This window comes from Dietzia cercidiphylli, from assembly GCF_039531545.1.
Classification (GTDB): Bacteria; Actinomycetota; Actinomycetes; order Mycobacteriales; family Mycobacteriaceae; genus Dietzia; species Dietzia natronolimnaea.
Genome location: NZ_BAAAQG010000002.1, coordinates 185,021 through 202,737, shown reverse-complemented (window position 1 = coordinate 202,737; position 17,717 = coordinate 185,021). Strand labels below are relative to the sequence as shown.

Below are 17,717 nucleotides of genomic sequence, written 5' to 3'. Positions count from 1 at the left end.
TGTAGCCGTGTTCGATTCCTTGTCCGATCGCCTGGCAGGTGCGCTCAAGGACCTGCGCGGAAAGGGGCGGCTCAGCGACGCCGACATCGACGCGACGGCGCGCGAGATCCGCCTGGCGCTGCTCGAGGCGGACGTCGCCCTCCCCGTCGTGCGCACGTTCATCTCGCGCGTCAAGGAACGGGCCAAGGGCTCCGAGGTGTCCGAGGCCCTCAACCCCGCGCAGCAGGTCGTCAAGATCGTCGACGCCGAACTCACCGCGATCCTGGGTGGCCAGGCGCGGCGCATCGAGTTCGCCAAGCAACCCCCGACGGTGATCATGCTCGCCGGTCTGCAGGGTGCGGGTAAGACCACTCTGGCGGGAAAGCTCGCGTACTGGCTCAAGGGCCAGGGTCACACCCCGCTCCTCGTCGCGTGCGACCTGCAGCGGCCGGGTGCGGTCGACCAGCTCCGGATCGTCGGCGAGCGCGCGGGCGTGCAGGTCTTCGCACCCCATCCCGGCACGTCCGTCGGGGGAGACGGCGAGGTCGTCGGCGTGCAGGAGCCGGTGGCCGTGGCCCAGCGGGGCCTCGCGCACGCCCGTGCCAAGATGCACGACGTCGTGATCGTCGACACCGCCGGCCGGTTGGGTATCGACGAGGAGCTCATGGCCCAGGCCAGGGGCATCCGTGACGCGGTCCAGCCGGACGAGACCTTCTTCGTCCTCGACGCGATGATCGGCCAGGACGCGGTGATGACCGCGGAGGCCTTCCGCGAGGGGGTCGGCTTCACCGGCGTCGTCCTGACCAAGCTCGACGGCGACGCCCGTGGCGGCGCCGCGCTGAGCGTCCGTGAGCTCACCGGCACCCCGATCATGTTCGCCTCCGACGGCGAGAAGCTCGAGGACTTCGACGTCTTCCACCCCGACCGCATGTCGAGCCGGATCCTCGGCATGGGCGACGTGCTCTCGCTCATCGAGCAGGCCGAGACCGTCTTCGACGCCAAGGACGCGGAGAAGACCGCGGCCAAGATCGGCTCGGGGGAGCTCACGCTCGAGGACTTCCTCGACCAGATGCTGATGATCCGCAAGATGGGCCCCATCGGAAACCTGCTGGGAATGTTGCCCGGGGGCAAGGAGATGAAGGCGGCCGTCGGCGACATCGACGAGAAGTACCTGGACCGTATCCAGGCGATCATCCGGGGGATGACGCCGGAGGAGCGTGCCGATCCGAAGATCATCAACGGATCCCGCCGCCAGCGCATCGCCAAGGGTTCCGGTGTCACGGTCACCGACGTCAACCAGCTGGTGGACCGGTTCTTCGAGGCCCGCAAGATGATGAGCCGCATGGCGGGTCAGATGGGCATGCCCGGAGCCGGCCGGAAGAACCAGCGCAAGGGCAAGAAGGGCAAGGGCAAGGGCCGCGGGCCGACCCAGCCCAAGAACAGGGGAATGATGCCCGGTGGGATGCCGGGGATGCCTCCGGGGATGCCGAGGATGCCGGGGATGCCCCCCGGAGGGATGCCGGATCTGTCCCAGATGCCGCCCGGACTCGACAAGCTCCCCCCGGGACTCGAGGGCATCGATCTGAACGACCTGAAGTTCCCCAAGCGCTGACCCGGTCGGCCGCGCGGGCACCGATTGGTACCAGCGGTGGCGGGGCGTTTAGACTGGTGCGCTGGACGCCGTCACCGGTGGGTCCCGTCGTGCTGGTCGCGAACGGGTGCCCGCGCCGAACGGCGGTCACCCGGAAGGCGAAACCGGGCCCCGCAACAGGTGCGGGAGTCGCTGAATCGCCACGTGACCCGCAAGAGAAAGCGAGACGCCACATGGCCGTCAAGATCAAGCTCACCCGCCTCGGCAAGATCCGTAACCCGCAGTACCGGGTGGTCGTGGCCGACGCCCGCACCCGCCGCGACGGACGCGCCATCGAGACGATCGGGCTCTACCGCCCCAAGGAGGAGCCGAGCTTCATCCAGATCGACTCCGAGCGTGCGCAGTACTGGCTCGGCGTGGGCGCCCTGCCCACCGAGGCCGTCGAGGCGCTCCTCAAGATCACCGGCGACTGGCAGAAGTTCAAGGGCCTCGAGGGCACCGAGGGCACCCTCCGGGTCGCCGAGCCCAAGCCCAGCAAGCTGGAGCTGTTCAACAAGGCGCTCGAGGAGGCCCAGGGCGAGCCGTCCGCCGAGGCCATCACCACCAAGCGCAAGGCCGAGAAGGCCAAGAAGGCCGAAGAGGCGAAGAAGGCCGAGGACGACGCGAAGAAGGCCGCCGCCGAGGCCTCCGAGGCCGAGTCCGCCGAGGCCGGGTCGCCCGACGCCGAGAACGCCGAGGCCTGAGTCCGATGAGTGACATGGTCGTCGACGCCGTCGACCATCTCGTCCGCGGCATCGTGTCGGATCCCGACGCGGTGTCCGTCAGGTCGAGCGGCGGTCGGCGCGGCACGGTGATCCGCGTGACCGTGTCGCCCGAGGACCTCGGACGCGTCATCGGCCGCGGCGGCCGTACCGCCTCCGCGATCCGGACGATCGTCTCCGCCGTCGGCGGGCCGGACGTGCGGGTCGACGTGGTCGACACCGACCGCTAGTCCCACTCGGAACCCACCCGCACCGGAAGGACACCATGGAACTCGTCGTGGGCCGCGTCGTCAAATCCCACGGAGTCCGCGGTGAGCTGGTGGTGGATGTGCGGACCGACTCGCCCCGTGACCGTTTCGCGGTGGGCGAGCGCCTGCTGGGCCGCACCGGCAAGGGGAACAACGTCACGGACCGAGAGGTCACCGTAGAAGCCGCCCGGGATCATTCCGGGCGGCTTCTCGTGCGCCTGGAGGGCGTCTCGGACCGCAACTCCGCCGACGAGTTGCGCGGGATGCTCCTGCTCGTGGACTCCGAGGCGTTGCCGGAGACCGGGGATCCGGACGAGTTCCATGACCACCAACTGGTGGGCCTGCGGGCCCTCGACACCGGTGGGGCAGAACTCGGTGAGGTCACCGAGGTCGTCCACACGCCGGGTGGGGAACTGCTCGCGGTGCGCCTCGCAAACGGTGCGGACGCGCTCGTGCCGTTCGTCACCCGGATCGTGCCCGAGGTGGACCTGGGTTCCGGTACGTGCGTCATCGACCCACCGGAGGGACTACTCGATCTGGGGACCTCGTGACGGGGACCGACGACACGGTTCCCGCTCCGCGACTCCGGCTCGACGTCGTCACCGCGTTCCCGGACTATCTCGCCCCGCTCCGTCTGGCGCTGCCCGGGCGGGCCATCGATCGCGGAATCCTGGATCTCGAGGTCCACGACCTCCGTGCGTGGGCCCACGACGTGCACCGGTCCGTCGACGACACCCCGTTCGGTGGGGGCCCCGGCATGGTCATGAGGCCGACGGTCTGGGGTGAGGCTCTCGACGAGCTGGTACCCCCGCCCGCGGACGACTCCGCAGAACGGTCTCTCCTCATCGTGCCCACTCCCGCCGGCCGGCCCTTCACCCAGGACGACGCCCACCGGTACGCCCGTCGCGGTCACCTGCTCTTCGCCTGCGGCAGATACGAGGGGATCGACCAGCGGGTGATCGACGAGGCCTCCACACGGATGGACGTGGAAGAGGTGAGCATCGGCGACTACGTGCTCATCGGGGGAGAGGTGGCGGTCCTGGTGATGGCGGAGGCCGTCGTCAGGCTCCTGCCGGGAGTCCTGGGCAACCAACGCAGCCACGAGGAGGACTCCTTCTCCGACGGGCTACTCGAGGGGCCGAGCTACACCCGACCCGAGGAGTGGCGGGGACGGCCGGTTCCCGCGGTGCTCAGGAGCGGCGACCACGCGAAGATCGCGCGGTGGCGGCGAGACGAGTCACTGCGACGCACCGCGCAGCGCCGACCTGAGCTGCTCGACGGCGCAGATCTCCGTCCGGCGGACCTGGAGACGCTCGCCTCCGTCGGCTGGACGCCCCGCGCGGGCTGATTTGGGGCGGGCGGGCCGGGAATGGCACACTAGCGAGGTTGATCATCCGGGCGCATCCGTGCGTCCGCGGACGGTCGCGCTGATCCGGGCACGAACCGGTCGTCCCGCCGGGAGGCGGGCGCCAGGGTCCTCTGTCCTCAATTCCTGACATCCGAGGAACACAATGAACACTCTCGACTTCATCGACAACAAGTCTCTCCGCGACGACATTCCGGCGTTCCGCCCCGGCGACACGCTCGACGTGCACGTCAAGGTCATCGAGGGCTCCAAGGAGCGCGTCCAGGTCTTCAAGGGTGTCGTGATCCGCCGCCAGGGCGGTGGCGTCCGGGAGACCTTCACCGTCCGCAAGGTCTCCTTCGGCGTCGGCGTCGAGCGCACCTTCCCGGTCCACTCGCCCACCATCGACCACATCGACGTCCTGACCCGCGGAGACGTCCGTCGCGCCAAGCTGTACTACCTCCGCAACCTCCGCGGCAAGGCCGCGAAGATCAAGGAGAAGCGCTGAGCGCATAGAGCGGGTCGGACTCGGCCGCCGTGTGCGGTGGCCGATCGACTACGCTCGTCCGGGTGAGCAGCACCGAATCACCCGGACAGAACCCCTCCGAGCCGGGCCCCCGAGAAGACGGGGACCCGGCTCGAGGCGTGGGTGGGGGTCGACGCGACGCGCGGACCACCGAGAAGAAGGGGCAGCCCTGGTACATCGAGATCCCCATGTTGGTGGTGATCGCGCTGGTGCTGGTGTTCGTCTTCCAGACCTTCGTCGGGCGGGTCTACCAGATCCCGTCGGAGTCGATGGAGCCCACGCTGCACGGATGTGCCGGCTGCACGGGTGACCGGATCTTCGTGGACAAGATCTCGTACCGGTTCGGCGATCCGCAGCCCGGGGACGTCGTGGTGTTCGAGGGGCCGGATTCCTGGAACCAGGGATACCAGTCCATCCGTTCTGACAACCCGGTGATACGGACCCTGCAGGACGTCGGAGGGGTCATCGGCATCGTCCCACCCGACCAGAACGACATGGTCAAGCGCGTGGTCGCCGTGGGTGGTCAGACCGTGGGCGGGTGCTCGCCGGACGGTGGCCTCCTCGTGGACGGCGAGCCCCTGGACGAGCCGTACCTCAACGCGGATCCCGCCCTCGAACGCAACCCGCTCAACTGCGCGTTCGGACCGGTCACCGTCCCGGAGGGAAACTACTGGGTGATGGGTGACAACCGGGGCAATTCCGCCGACTCCCGCTACCACATGGGCGACGAGTTCCAGGGCACCGTCCCCGGGGGGAACGTCATCGGCAAGGTGCAGGCCATCATCCTCCCGTTCAACCGGATCGGGTCCGTCCCCTCGCCGGACATCCACGCGGGGTGAGCCCGGTCCGACCGGGCCGGGTCAGGGTGACCCGGCGTGACGGACGGCTGGCACTCGAGGCGGCCCTGGGACGGCGCGGCCTCGGGCCGGTCGCCGGGGTCGACGAAGCCGGACGCGGGTCGTGCGCGGGTCCGCTGGTGGTGGCGGCATGCGTTCTGGGTGACCGCCTCCCCCCGGATCTCGCCGACCTCGACGACTCCAAGAAGTTGTCCCCGCCCACCCGGGAACGGCTCCACGACGCCGTGCTGCGGAGGGCGACCGCCGTGTCCGTGGTGGTGATCGAGCCCGATCGGATCGACGAGCGGGGTGTGCACCGGTGCAACCTCGAGGGGATGCGTCGTGCGGTGGCCGCTCTCGACCCGGCACCCGGCTTCGTCCTCACCGACGGGTTCGCCGTGGACGGGCTCGGATGCCAGTCCACGGCGGTGATCGGGGGCGACGCGGTCGTCGCATCCATCGCCGCCGCGAGTGTCCTCGCAAAGGTCACCCGCGATCGGATTATGGTGGACCTCGACCCGAGGTACCCGGGCTACGGGTTCGCCGCCCACAAGGGGTACAGCACCGCGGGTCACGCCAGGGCGATCGAGCAGCTCGGTCCCAGCGACATCCACCGGATGTCGTACGCCAACGTCCGTCGCGCCGCCCAGGCGCATTCGAGGAGCAGCACTAGATGAGCGCCGAGGATCTGGAGAACTACGAGACCGAGATGGAGCTCTCGCTGTACCGCGAGTACCGCGACATCGTCGGTCAGTTCACCTACGTCGTCGAGACGGAGCGGCGCTTCTATCTCGCGAACGCGGTCGAACTGATCCCGAGGTCCGCGGACGGTGAGGTCTACTTCGACGTCCGGATGTCGGACGCCTGGGTGTGGGACATGTACCGGCCTGCCCGTTTCGTGAAGTACGTGCGGGTCCTGACCTTCAAGGACGTCAACATCGAGGAGCTCGACAAGCCCGAACTCCGCCTCCCGGAGTAGTACCCGGCGGCTGGTCCTCCACAGCCTCCGGCGCCTCCACAGGGTGCTCCCGGCCCGATCCGCGTCCAGCGGATCGGGCCGGTGTCGTGGTGCAGGGTGAGCCGCGGTGGCCCGGACGGACCGGGCCGCCGGGGAGGGGCTCGGGATGGCGGGGGACAGGGCGGGATCGCCCACCGGCACGCACGGGGGTGACGGTCGCCGACGGACCGGGGCGATCGGGGAGGCGCATGCGGCGGGGTTGATCGAGGCGCGTGGGGGCGCGGTGATCAGCCGGAACTGGCGGAGCCGGACGGGGGAGCTCGACCTGGTCGCCCTGGACGCCGCGGGCCGGTTACGGTTCGTCGAGGTCCGCACGCGGACCGGCACCGGGTTCGGGACGCCGGCCGAATCGGTGACCGCGGTCAAGCGGCGCCGTCTGCGCACGCTGGCACGGGAGTGGCTGGCGGCCAACCCGGGTCCCTGGCGTCAGGTCTGCTTCGACGTGATCGGAGTGGATCTCGCGGACCCCTCCCGTCCGAGGCTGGAACTGTTCGAGGACGTGTTCTGAGATGGCGCTCGGACGGACGTGGGCGGTGACCCTCTCGGGGATCGGTGGCCAGCTCGTCGAGGTCGAGGCCGATGTGGGGCGCGGACTTCCCGGGGTGAGCATCGTGGGGATGGGTGACGGCGCGGTCATGCAGTCCAGGGAGAGGATGCGGGCGGCGGTGGTCAACTCGGGCCTGTCCTGGCCGACCGGGAAGGTGGTGCTCTCGCTGTCGCCCGCGGCGCTGCCCAAGCGCGGATCGGGATTCGACGTGGCGCTCGCGATCGGGGCCCTCACCGCGTCGAGCGAGCTACCGGCCGGGGGGTTCGAGGGCACACTGCTGGTCGGTGAGTTGGCGCTCGACGGTCGCGTCCGCCCGGTCCGTGGGGTGCTGCCGGCGGTGCTCGCGGCGCGGGACGCCGGTCTCCGGCGCGCGATCGTGCCGGCCGGGAATCTGGCGGAGGCCAGGTTGGTGGGCGGCATCGATACGGCGGGGGTGGAGTCCCTCGCGATGCTGGCGGCATGGAGCCGAGGCGTCGGCGACCTGGTCACCGTGGCCCCGGAACCGCCGGCCGCGGGAACGGACGACGGGGTCGACCTGGCGGAGGTCCACGGCCAGGACGATTGCCGGCGCGCGATCGAGGTCGCGGCGGCCGGGGGGCACGCGCTGCTCCTGCGGGGGGCGCCCGGGACGGGCAAGACGATGCTGGCCCGGCGTCTGCCCGGTCTACTACCGGATCTGGGGGAGCGGGAGGCGCTCGAGGCCACGGCGATCCACTCGGTGATGGGCCGCCTGTCGGACCACGACCCGCTGCTCCGGCGCCCGCCGTTCGTCGCCCCACACCACACCGCGTCGGCGGCAGCGCTCGTCGGCGGTGGGAACAACACCGCCAAGCCGGGGGCCGCTACCCTCGCGCACCGGGGTGTGCTCTTCCTGGACGAATGCGCGGAGTTCCCGGGACGGGTTCTGGACAGCCTGCGGACTCCGCTCGAGGACGGGGAGGTGCGCATCGCGCGCCGGGACGGGGTCTCGGTGTTCCCCGCACGATTCCAACTGATCATGGCGGCGAACGACTGCCCTTGTGGTTCACCGCGTCCCTCCGACTGCACCTGCACCCCCGACGCGCGCCGCCGCTACGGCAAGTCGTTGACCGGCCCGCTGCGCGACCGGGTGGACATCCTGGCCCGGACCCTGCCGTTGGGGTCAGGTCTGTTCGCGGTCGGCGAGGAGGAGGACAGCGCAGTGGTGCGTGCCAGGGTCGCGCGGGCCCGGGGGGCGGCAGCCGAGAGGTGGGCGGCGTGTCCGGATGCCGCGGGCGCCCGGGCGAACGCCGACGTCCCCGGGAGGGTGCTGCGCACGGTGCGTGGGCTCGACCCCCGCGCACTGCGACCGCTCAACCGATCCCTGGCGCTCGGGGTGCTGTCGCCCCGGGGGGTGGACAGGTGCCTACGGCTGGCGTGGACGGTCGCCGATCTCGACGGCGCAGGGGTCCCCGGGGAAGCGCACGTGTCCGAGGCACTCGTGCTGAGGGGGGAGGACTGATGGACGGCGGTGACGGCGTGGTGGTGACCCCGGAGGTCCGCCGGGCCTACGCGTACCTGGGGGCGGTGACGGAACGGCCGACGGCGGAACTGTGGGATCTGGTGGACGAGGTCGGACCGATCGAGGCCTGCGACCGCATCAGGGTGGCGCGGGTGCCGGAGGCGCTCGCGGAGCAGTCGGCGTCCCGACGTGACCGCGTGGACGGCGCGGCACTCATGGATTCCGCCGGCGAGGTCGGCGCCCATCTGGTGGTCCCCGGGGACCCGGGGTGGCCGGCACACGCCCTCGAACCGCTGGACCGACCGAGGGGTCGACGCCGGGGCGGCCACGGCGGGGTCGCGACCGCGCTGCGCCCGCTGGGCCTGTGGTGGCGGGGGACCGCCGATCCCGCCCTGTCGCTGGGACGATCCGTTGCCGTGGTGGGCACCCGCGCGCCCACGCCGTACGGTCGTGCCGTGGCCGCGGATCTCGCCTCGGGCGTCTGTGCAGAGGGGTTCACGGTGGTCTCGGGAGGCGCGTTCGGCATCGACGCGGCCGCTCACCGCGCGGTCCTCGGTGCAGGTGGGTGCACGATCGCGGTGCTCGCCGGTGGCGTCGACCGGCTCTATCCCCGCGGCAACGACGGGATGCTGAGAGCGGTCGCGGAGTCGGGGGCGGTGGTCTCGGCGCAGGCTCCCGGTACCGGGGTGACCCGGTACCGGTTCCTCGACCGGAACAGGCTCATCGCGGCCCTGTCCCGGGCGACGGTGGTGGTCGAGGCGGCCGCTCGCAGCGGCGCGTTGAGTACCGCGGCGTGGGCCGCGGCCTTGGACCGTCCGGTGGGCGCAGTCCCCGGACCGGTCACGTCGGTCGCCTCGGTGGGGTGCCATCTGCTCGTGCGGGACAGGGGAGCGGTCCTGGTCGGCAGGACCGCCGACCTGATCGAGCTGGCCGGCGACATGGGGGAGACCGCCGCGCCGCCGACCGGGCACTTGAGTTCCTGGGACGGGCTGGACGACGTGACCCGTCGGATCCTGGAGGCGCTGCCCGTCACCGGCGGATCCGCGCCGGCCGAGATCGCGGCGTCCGCGGGGACGGCGCCGACCGTCACTCGCGCGGTACTGGGCCGGCTGCTGTCCGCGGGCGCGGCGGTCCGCGGTCCGGAAGGGTGGCGCAGATCCGGGGACGGCGGTGTCCAGCTGACGATCCCCGTCACGTGAAGCGGTCGACGCGCTTGCGCGCCAGGGTGACGCACGTGACAATTGGTACCCATGGGACATCCGGGCGGTGCGGACGACGGTCACGACGGGCCCCGGTCTCCGCTCGAGGACGTCATCGACGACTACGTCCGGGATCTGAGAACCGGCCAGTCGCGCTCAGAGGCCACCGCGCGTTCCTACCGCTCCGACGTCCGTGCGTTGGTCGCCTATCTGGGAGCGGACGGCGACGGGCCGGACACGGCGACCGATCTCGCCGCGGCCCTCACCCTGCCGGCGCTCAGGGGGTGGCTGGCCGCCCAGGTCGTGGCCGGCGCGGCCCGGTCGACCATCGCCCGGCGGGTGGCCGCCGCCCGGTCGTTCAGCACGTGGGCCTGTCGCCGAGGTGTGCTCCCCACGGACGTGGCGGCCCGGTTGGAGGCACCCCGGGCGCGACGTCACCTCCCACAGGTCCTCGATCGGGCCCAGGCCGCCGAGACGATCCGGACCGCCGAGCTCGGGGCCGCAGAGGGCGATCCGATCGCCCTCCGTGATCGTCTGGTCGTGGAGCTGCTCTACTCGTGCGGTGTCCGCGTGGCCGAGCTCTGCGGAGTGGACGTGGACGACGTCGACACCGGGCGCCGGCTCCTGCGGGTGACCGGCAAGGGCGACAGGGAACGCGCGGTCCCCTACGGCCCGCCCGCCGAGCGTGCACTGCGCGCCTGGCTCGACGGCGGCAGGCCCGCGCTGGCCACCTCCGCCTCGGGTCCGGCGCTGCTCCTGGGGGCGCGCGGAGGCCGCCTCGACCCCCGGGCCGCGCGCCGGGTGGTCAACGAGGTCACGGCCGCCACCCCCGGATCGCCGCAGGTCTCGCCCCACGCCCTGCGTCACAGCAGCGCCACACACCTGCTCGAGGGTGGAGCCGACCTCCGCCACGTCCAGGAACTGCTGGGTCACTCGACTCCGGCGACCACCCAGATCTACACGCACGTCTCGGCGGAACGCCTCCGTGCCGCCTACCGGGGCGCCCATCCGAGAGCCTGACAGGTTCGGTCCGTGGAGGGGTCAGCCGAACCCGTCGCCGGGAAGGGTCGGCTTGAGGCGGATCGGCCTGTCCTCGACCGCCAACAGGCTCAGCGGATCGAGGTAGTCGTCGTCGTTTCCCGACGGCCCACCCGAGGCCAGGCGCGCGCCCCAGTGGAGGCAGGAGTCGACGGGACACCCGGCGTGGCCGGTGAGAAGGTGCGCCACCACATCCCCGGTGGTGACGCCGTCCCCGGTGCGCACGGTGGCCCGCACCGGTTCGTAGGTCGTGCGCAGTCCCGAGCCGTGGTCGATCGAGAGCACCGGACGACCGCCGACAGGGCCCGCGAACAGCACCGTGCCGCCGGCGGGTGCGTGAATCGGTGTCAGGAGTGGCGCCGCCAGGTCCACCCCCCGATGGCCGGCCAGCCAGCGCTCGGCGGGAGGGTCGAAGGGCGTCACCACCGCCACCGGACCGGGGAGCGGCCTCCTCAGGTCCCGGCGAGGGGGATCCGGGACGGCGGTGGCGGGAGGGACCACGACGAGGGTCGCGACGACGGCCGCGGCCACCGTCGCGGCCGCGGTGGCGATCACCGACGGTCGGAGGCGCGGCGTCGCGGCGGTCGGTGTCGGGGGGCTCATGGATCGAGTACACCCGGAGACGCGGCGGGGAATCCGACCGACAGGCCCCGCTGTGGAGGAGGTCCACGACCTTCCACAGGGGCGGGACGGCTATCGATCGCGTGTTGGAGTGCGGGCGCGGGCGGGTTATGATTGCCGATGCGGTCGACTGACGTCGATTGACTTCGCGTGTCCTGCACCTCCCTCGGGAGGTGCATCCGGACCCGGGGCCTCACAGCCCCGGCTTCACCGGACACCGGACCCGTAGGTGCCCCTGCTCGTCGGGGGTTCGGTCCGCTGCGGTCACCAGGGCCCGAGACCACCCGGTTTCTCGGGCGTAACCCGATACACACCAGAAAGCGAGGACGAGGGCCTCGCGGTCCGGCTGCTTCCAAGCCGGACGAGCCCCTCAACACTTCCATGGCAGTCATCTCCATGAAGCAGCTGCTCGACGCGGGCGCACACTTCGGTCACCAGACCCGTCGTTGGAACCCGAAGATGCGGCGGTTCATCTTCACCGACCGCAACGGCATCTACATCATCGACCTTCAGCAGACGCTCACGTACATCGACCAGGCGTACGAGTTCGTCAAGGAGACCGTCGCCCACGGAGGCACGGTCCTGTTCGTCGGCACCAAGAAGCAGGCCCAGGAGGCCATCGCCGAAGAGGCCGCGAAGGTCGGGATGCCCTACGTCAACCAGCGGTGGCTGGGCGGCATGCTCACCAACTTCCAGACCGTGCACCAGCGCCTCATCCGCCTCAAGGAGCTCGAGGCGATGGAGCAGTCGGGTGGATTCGAGGGACGCACCAAGAAGGAGATTCTCATGCTCACGCGTGAGATGACCAAGCTGGCGCGCACCCTCGGCGGCATGCGGGACATGACCAAGGTCCCGTCCGTCGTGTGGATCGTCGACACCAACAAGGAGCATATCGCCGTCGGCGAGGCACGCAAGCTCAACATCCCGGTCGTCGCCCTGCTCGACACGAACTGTGATCCCGACCTCGTGGACTACCCGATCCCGGCCAACGACGACGCGATCCGCTCGGTCAGCGTCCTGACCCGGGTCATCGCCTCGGCCGTCGCCGAGGGCCTCAAGGCCCGTTCACAGGCGGGCAAGGCCACCGGCGAAGAGGCCGAGCCCCTCGCCGAGTGGGAGGCCGAGCAGCTCGACCAGGTGACCGGTGAGACCGCGGCACCCGAGGGCGAGACGGCAGCCGAGGCCCCCGCGGCCGAGGCCACCGCGACCGAGGCCCCCGCGGCCGAGGCCGAGGCCGCTGCGACGGAGGCCCCCGCGGCCGAGTCCACCGAGGCCTGATCTCCCACCACCAGCTCGAGCACGTCGGGCCCGGCCGCCCACGATCCCCACGCGGGATCTCCCGGGGGCCGGGCCCGACGTGTCGGTGACGGTGGGCGAGGGTCCCCCGGCGCCGAGGCGTCTAGGGTGGAGTCGATCGCGCCCGCCGGCCGACGTCAACAACTTCCGACACATCACGAACTCTTTTTAGGAGGGTCGCCCCACCATGGCGAACTACACCGCTGCCGACGTCAAGCGTCTGCGTGAGCTCACCGGCTCCGGGATGATGGACTGCAAGAAGGCACTCGAGGAGACCGACGGCGACTTCGACAAGGCCGTCGAGGTCCTGCGTATCAAGGGCGCCAAGGACGTGGGCAAGCGTGCGGAGCGCACCACCGCCGAGGGCCTCGTCGCCGTCAAGGACGGTGTCATGATCGAACTCAACTCCGAGACCGACTTCGTGGCGAAGAGCGCCGAGTTCATCGCGCTGGCCGACAAGATCGTCGACGTCGCCGCCTCCCAGGGCATCTCCGACCTCGACGCCCTCAACGGCGCCGAGCTCGACGGGTCGACGGTCGCCGACGCGGTGGTCTCGTTCTCCGCCAAGTCCGGCGAGAAGCTGGTCCTGCGTCGCGTGGGCAAGCTCGACGGCCCCGTCGCGGTCTACCTCCACAAGCGCTCCTCCGACCTCCCGCCGGCCGTCGGCGTGATGGTGGCCTACCAGGGCGAGGGCGAGTCCGCCGAGGCCGCCGCCCGCTCGGCCGCCATGCAGATCGCCGCGCTCAAGGCGCAGTACGTCTCGCGCGACGAGGTGCCCGCCGAGATCGTGGCCAAGGAGCGCGAGATCGCGGAGGCCACCGCCCGCGAGGAGGGCAAGCCCGAGCAGGCTCTGCAGAAGATCGTCGAGGGTCGTCTCAACGGCTTCTACAAGGACGTCGTCCTCCTGGACCAGCCGTCCGTCACCGACAGCAAGAAGACCGTCGGCGCGCTCCTCACCGAGGCCGGCGCCACGGTGACGGCCTTCCTCCGTTTCGAGGTCGGCCAGGCCTGATCCGCCCCTGGTACCCGCGCTCGCGGGTACTCCTCCGACGGCGGCACCCGGACTCCCGGGTGCCGCCGTCGGCGCGTGTCCGACCGGCCCCGTACGCGGGCGCGCGGGCTGCGGTGTGGCGGCGGTGGCGATAGGGCAGAATAGACGAGGTCCCACCAAGGGCCGTACGGCTTCTCGACGACGACGTCGGGGGCGTTGACGCACGAGACGGGCGTGATCCGTCCGGGACGAGGAGAGCGATGACCGACCCGCGGGACGGCTACAAGCGTGTGATGCTCAAGCTGGGCGGAGAGATGTTCGGCGGGGGCGGCGTGGGGATCGACCCCGATGTGGTCCAGTCGGTCGCCAGGCAGATCGCCGAGGTGTCCCGCACGGGCGCGCAGATCGCGATCGTCATCGGCGGCGGGAACTTCTTCCGCGGCGCCCAGTTGCAGCAGCGTGGCCTCGACCGCGCACGGAGCGACTACATGGGGATGCTCGGCACCGTCATGAACTGTCTGGCGCTGCAGGACTTCCTCGAGCAGGAGGGCGTGTCCACGCGGGTGCAGACCGCCATCCACATGGGTCAGGTCGCGGAACCGTACATCCCCCTTCGTGCCGAGAGGCATCTGGAGAAGGGGCGTGTGGTGATCTTCGGCGCGGGCATGGGAATGCCCTACTTCTCCACCGACACGACAGCCGCCCAACGGGCGCTCGAGATCAAGGCCGAGGTGCTGTTGATGGCCAAGGCCGTCGACGGGATCTACTCGGACGACCCGCGGACCAACCCCGACGCCGAACTCTTCGCACGGATCGAGCACCGCGAGTGCCTGGAACGGGGACTGAAGGTCGCCGACACGACCGCGTTCAGCCTCTGCATGGACAACAAGATGCCCATCCTGGTCTTCAACCTCCTCACCGAGGGCAACATCGCGCGCGCCGTCGCCGGTGAGGAGATCGGGACCCTGGTCAGCAGCCCGGCCTGAGGCGCGGGATCCGCGCCCCTCATCCACGTAGAGAACGGAAGACAACACATGATCGACGACACCCTGCTCGAGGCCGAGGAGAAGATGGAGAAGGCCGTGGAGCACGTCCGTGACGAGCTCGCCGCCATCCGTACCGGTCGCGCCAACCCCGGCATGTTCAACCGGGTGCTCTGCGAGTACTACGGGACCCTGACCCCCATCACCCAGATGGCGAGTATCGCGGTGCCCGAGCCCCGGATGCTCATCATCAAGCCGTACGAGATGTCCCAGATCGGTCCGATCGAGAACGCCATCCGGAACTCGGATCTCGGCGTCAACCCGACCAACGACGGCCAGGTTCTGCGCGTGACGGTCCCACAGCTCACCGAGGAGCGCCGGCGCGATCTGGTCAAGCAGGCCAAGTCGAAGGCCGAGGACGGGCGTATCGCGCTCCGTGGCGTCCGGCGTAAGGCGATGGACGAGCTCAAGCGCATCGTCAAGGACGGTGAGGCGGGCGAGGACGAGGTCAACGCCGCCGAGAAGGAACTCGACAAGCTCACCCATCGCTTCGTGGCAGACGTGGACGAGCTCGTCAAGGCCAAGGAAGGCGAGCTGATGGAGGTCTGATCTTCCATCACCTTCCGACCCACCCCCGAGACTCGAGGAGAATGCCGTGGACACCGCCCCGCCCGGCCCACCCGGGCCCACCGCCGCGGCCGCGGCTCCGCCGTCGCGGGCGGGCAGGGACCTGACCCGCGCCATCCCCGTGGGAATCGGGCTCGGGGCGCTGGTGATCGCGAGCATCGCGTTCAACCCCAGGGCCTGGTACCTGGTCGCGGCCGGTGCCGTGGCCATCGGGACCTGGGAGGTGTTCAAGCGGCTCCGGCAGGCGCAGTTCCGCCTCCCACTGGTGCCCCTGCTCCTCGGTGGACAGGCGATGGTCTGGGCCGGGTTCTTCGCCGAGGCAAAGGGCGCCTTCGCCGCGTTCGCCGCCACCACCGTCCTGGTCCTGGTCTGGCGCCTCCTGATGGCGGGACTGACCACGGCCCCACAGAACTATTTCCGGGACGTCTCGGTCGCCGTGTTCGTCCTCGTGTGGATCGCGGTCCCGGGCGCTCTCGGCGCCATGCTCGCGGACGGCGACCACGGGGCGCAGCGAGTCGTCGCCCTGATCCTGTTGGTGGTGTGTTCGGACGTCGGGGGATACGTCACCGGCGTGCTGTTCGGCAGACATCCGATGGCGCCCGCGGTGAGCCCCAAGAAGTCGTGGGAGGGTTTCGCCGGATCGATGGTGTTCGCCATCATCGGCGGGGCGCTCGTGGTGGTGCTGCTGTTCGACGACAACTTCCTCAAGGGCGTCCTGCTCGGCGTCCTCACTGTCTTCACGGCGACCCTGGGCGACCTCATCGAGTCACAGGTCAAGCGTGACCTCGGCATCAAGGACATGGGCACCATGCTGCCGGGTCACGGCGGGTTCATGGACCGCCTCGACTCGGTCCTGCCCACCGCCGTCGTGGTGTGGATCATCTTCACCTACGTCGTCCCGACCTGAGCGTGCGGGGGCGCGCTCACCGGCGGTCGGCCGTGGGGACGACACCCCTCAGTGGTGGCGGGCCGACACCTTGCGCGCCTTCCGGGCGCGCATCCGCAGCTGCAGGATCCGGAATCCGGCGAACAGCGCCATGATCAGCGCGCCGGCGATGGCGGCGAACAGGATCAGGACCCCCAGGGGGAGGCTGAACTCCAGCCCCAGATACCGCACGCCCGTGGACGTGGTGTTCTGCGCGATGAAGATCAGCAACAGGATCGTCACCAGGGCGCCGAGGACCAGTCCCACCCAGGCCGACCCCAGCTTGCCGCCGTGGGTGTCCATGACGTCGTCGTCGTGGCTCCCGCGTCCACCGCGTGAGTCCCCGGCGGGGACCGTCGCAGGAGCCGAGGCGTGGGTGTCCTCGACCGGCGCGATCTCCGCTGCTCCGGCGGTGTGGTCGGTGTGCTGGGGATCAACTGGTTCGTGCGAACGCGTGGCCATGGGAGGACTCTATTCCCTCACCGGCGCCGACGGCATCCGCTGGCGGTGTGTCGTGCGGTCCGGTTTCTGACACAATGGCAGCCATCATGGTTGAACCACTACCCCTCGTCTTCGACGCCCCCCGCCGGGGTCTTCCGCCTCGTCACTTCGCCGACCTCGACGCAGAGGGCCGGGCTGCGGCGATGAGCGAACTGGGGGTCCCCGCCTTCCGGGGGAAGCAGCTCGCCAACCAGTACTTCGGACGACTCGAGGCCGACCCCGCGGAGATGACGGACCTCCCGGTCGGTCTGCGTGAACAGATCGGTTCCGAGTTGTTCCCGCGCCTGGCCTCCTCGGTCCGGCACATCTCCGCCGACGGGGGCACCACGCGCAAGACGTTGTGGAAGCTGCACGACGGCTCGCTGGTGGAGAGCGTGCTCATGCGCTACCCGGACCGGGCGACGCTGTGCATCTCCAGCCAGGCCGGGTGCGGCATGGCGTGCCCGTTCTGCGCCACCGGCCAGGCCGGGCTCGACCGCAACCTCTCGGCCGCCGAGATCCTCGAGCAGGTGCGCGAGGCCGCCCGGGCGATGCGGGACGGCGAGGTCCCCGGCGGCCCGGGACGACTGTCCAACGTGGTGTTCATGGGGATGGGTGAGCCGCTGGCCAACTACAAGCGGGTCCTCACGGCTGTCCGGGGGATCGTCTCGCCGCCGCCGTCCGGGTTCGGATTGTCCCAGCGTTCGGTCACGGTCTCGACGGTCGGAGTCGTCCCCGCGATCCATCGCCTCGCGGAGGAGGGACTCCAGGTGACCCTGGCGGTCTCGCTGCACACCCCTGACGACGAACTGCGCGACACCCTCGTGCCGGTCAACAACCGGTGGCCCGTCTCCGAGGTCATGGACGCCGCGCGGCACTACGCCGACGCCACGGGCCGGCGGGTGTCGATCGAGTACGCGTTGATCCGCGATGTGAACGACCAGACGTGGCGCGGGGAGATGCTCGGTCGGCTGCTCGTACAGCGCCTCGGGCCCATGGCCCACGTCAACCTGATCCCTCTCAACCCGACTCCGGGCAGCGAGTGGGACGCCAGCCCGAAGCCCCAGCAGGACGCGTTCGTCGCCGCGGTCCAGCAGTCCGGTGTCTCCTGCACCGTCCGGGACACCCGTGGGCAGGAGATCGCCGCCGCCTGCGGCCAGCTCGCCGCCGAAGGCTGAGCTCCGAGGGCCGATCACCGTGAGGTGAGCCCGGGCCGTCCCCGATCA

21 protein-coding genes are annotated in these 17,717 nt (G+C 70.6%); 19 read left to right on the top strand and 2 right to left on the bottom strand.

Annotated features, from left to right (window positions below):
- Positions 1-7 precede the first annotated feature (7 nt).
- The 13 genes from ffh to ABD250_RS00935 all read left to right on the top strand — a co-directional run bounded on the left by ffh (position 8) and on the right by ABD250_RS00935 (position 10,550).
- The gene (gene ffh / locus ABD250_RS00995) at positions 8-1,591 is read left to right on the top strand and encodes a signal recognition particle protein (protein WP_182658264.1); all 1,584 of its coding nucleotides are present in this window, start codon (positions 8-10) and stop codon (positions 1,589-1,591) included.
- Between the two features lie 212 nt (positions 1,592-1,803).
- Positions 1,804-2,313 (top strand): 30S ribosomal protein S16, encoded by a 510-nt coding sequence (gene rpsP / locus ABD250_RS00990; RefSeq protein WP_182639169.1) that lies wholly within the window; start codon positions 1,804-1,806, stop codon positions 2,311-2,313.
- Between the two features lie 5 nt (positions 2,314-2,318).
- Positions 2,319-2,561: an RNA-binding protein gene (locus ABD250_RS00985; protein WP_179525471.1), complete on the top strand. Its 243-nt coding sequence runs from the start codon at positions 2,319-2,321 to the stop codon at positions 2,559-2,561.
- Between the two features lie 35 nt (positions 2,562-2,596).
- Positions 2,597-3,130 carry a ribosome maturation factor RimM gene (gene rimM / locus ABD250_RS00980; protein ID WP_182639168.1) on the top strand — a complete coding sequence of 178 codons (534 nt, stop codon included), beginning with the start codon at positions 2,597-2,599 and terminating at the stop codon, positions 3,128-3,130.
- Complete coding sequence (gene trmD, locus ABD250_RS00975) at positions 3,127-3,927, top strand: tRNA (guanosine(37)-N1)-methyltransferase TrmD (RefSeq protein WP_179525469.1); 801 nt, start codon at positions 3,127-3,129, stop codon at positions 3,925-3,927. The genes rimM and trmD overlap by 4 nt, the downstream gene beginning before the upstream one ends.
- Before the next feature lie 163 nt (positions 3,928-4,090).
- Positions 4,091-4,432 carry a 50S ribosomal protein L19 gene (gene rplS / locus ABD250_RS00970; RefSeq protein ID WP_017836979.1) on the top strand — a complete coding sequence of 114 codons (342 nt, stop codon included), beginning with the start codon at positions 4,091-4,093 and terminating at the stop codon, positions 4,430-4,432.
- 62 nt (positions 4,433-4,494) lie between these two features.
- Entirely contained in the window at positions 4,495-5,289 is a 795-nt protein-coding gene (lepB, locus tag ABD250_RS00965) for a signal peptidase I (RefSeq protein ID WP_182610318.1), read from the top strand.
- Positions 5,286-5,963, top strand: a complete 678-nt coding sequence (locus ABD250_RS00960) for a ribonuclease HII (protein ID WP_182610317.1) — start codon at positions 5,286-5,288, stop codon at positions 5,961-5,963. Before lepB ends, ABD250_RS00960 begins: the two co-directional genes overlap by 4 nt.
- Positions 5,960-6,265 (top strand): DUF2469 domain-containing protein, encoded by a 306-nt coding sequence (locus ABD250_RS00955; protein WP_007632861.1) that lies wholly within the window; start codon positions 5,960-5,962, stop codon positions 6,263-6,265. The genes ABD250_RS00960 and ABD250_RS00955 overlap by 4 nt, the downstream gene beginning before the upstream one ends.
- 106 nt (positions 6,266-6,371) lie before the next feature.
- Positions 6,372-6,812 carry a YraN family protein gene (locus ABD250_RS00950; RefSeq protein WP_375544390.1) on the top strand — a complete coding sequence of 147 codons (441 nt, stop codon included), beginning with the start codon at positions 6,372-6,374 and terminating at the stop codon, positions 6,810-6,812.
- A 1-nt stretch (position 6,813) separates the two neighbouring features.
- Positions 6,814-8,331 (top strand): YifB family Mg chelatase-like AAA ATPase, encoded by a 1,518-nt coding sequence (locus ABD250_RS00945; RefSeq protein ID WP_259848218.1) that lies wholly within the window; start codon positions 6,814-6,816, stop codon positions 8,329-8,331.
- Complete coding sequence (dprA, locus tag ABD250_RS00940; RefSeq protein WP_259848220.1) at positions 8,331-9,530, top strand: DNA-processing protein DprA; 1,200 nt, start codon at positions 8,331-8,333, stop codon at positions 9,528-9,530. Before ABD250_RS00945 ends, dprA begins: the two co-directional genes overlap by 1 nt.
- A 51-nt stretch (positions 9,531-9,581) precedes the next feature.
- On the top strand, positions 9,582-10,550 hold the full coding sequence (locus tag ABD250_RS00935) for a tyrosine recombinase XerC (RefSeq protein WP_259848221.1): 969 nt from the start codon (positions 9,582-9,584) through the stop codon (positions 10,548-10,550).
- Positions 10,551-10,571: 21 nt separating this feature from the next.
- Here ABD250_RS00935 and ABD250_RS00930 read toward each other — a convergent pair whose 3' ends face one another.
- Positions 10,572-11,171 carry a M23 family metallopeptidase gene (locus ABD250_RS00930; protein ID WP_182658349.1) on the bottom strand — a complete coding sequence of 200 codons (600 nt, stop codon included), beginning with the start codon at positions 11,169-11,171 and terminating at the stop codon, positions 10,572-10,574.
- A 399-nt stretch (positions 11,172-11,570) separates the two neighbouring features.
- Between ABD250_RS00930 and rpsB the strand changes: the two genes are divergently transcribed.
- The 5 genes from rpsB (at position 11,571) to ABD250_RS00905 (ending at position 15,993) form a co-directional block, all read left to right on the top strand.
- Positions 11,571-12,467 (top strand): 30S ribosomal protein S2, encoded by an 897-nt coding sequence (gene rpsB / locus ABD250_RS00925; protein WP_259848222.1) that lies wholly within the window; start codon positions 11,571-11,573, stop codon positions 12,465-12,467.
- A 205-nt stretch (positions 12,468-12,672) separates the two neighbouring features.
- Entirely contained in the window at positions 12,673-13,497 is an 825-nt protein-coding gene (tsf, locus tag ABD250_RS00920) for a translation elongation factor Ts (protein WP_179525458.1), read from the top strand.
- A 239-nt stretch (positions 13,498-13,736) separates the two neighbouring features.
- Complete coding sequence (pyrH, locus tag ABD250_RS00915) at positions 13,737-14,462, top strand: UMP kinase (protein ID WP_107747435.1); 726 nt, start codon at positions 13,737-13,739, stop codon at positions 14,460-14,462.
- A gap of 48 nt (positions 14,463-14,510) precedes the next feature.
- Entirely contained in the window at positions 14,511-15,068 is a 558-nt protein-coding gene (frr, locus tag ABD250_RS00910) for a ribosome recycling factor (RefSeq protein WP_182658325.1), read from the top strand.
- Positions 15,069-15,114: 46 nt separating this feature from the next.
- The gene (locus ABD250_RS00905) at positions 15,115-15,993 is read left to right on the top strand and encodes a phosphatidate cytidylyltransferase (protein ID WP_182658326.1); all 879 of its coding nucleotides are present in this window, start codon (positions 15,115-15,117) and stop codon (positions 15,991-15,993) included.
- A gap of 48 nt (positions 15,994-16,041) precedes the next feature.
- On the opposite strand, the gene ABD250_RS00900 is transcribed toward ABD250_RS00905, so the two are convergent.
- Entirely contained in the window at positions 16,042-16,473 is a 432-nt protein-coding gene (locus ABD250_RS00900; protein WP_179525454.1) for a LapA family protein, read from the bottom strand.
- Between the two features lie 86 nt (positions 16,474-16,559).
- Here ABD250_RS00900 and rlmN point away from each other — a divergent pair, with 86 nt between their 5' ends.
- Positions 16,560-17,669, top strand: a complete 1,110-nt coding sequence (gene rlmN, locus ABD250_RS00895; RefSeq protein ID WP_179525453.1) for a dual-specificity RNA methyltransferase RlmN — start codon at positions 16,560-16,562, stop codon at positions 17,667-17,669.
- The last annotated feature ends 48 nt before the right edge of the window (positions 17,670-17,717 follow it).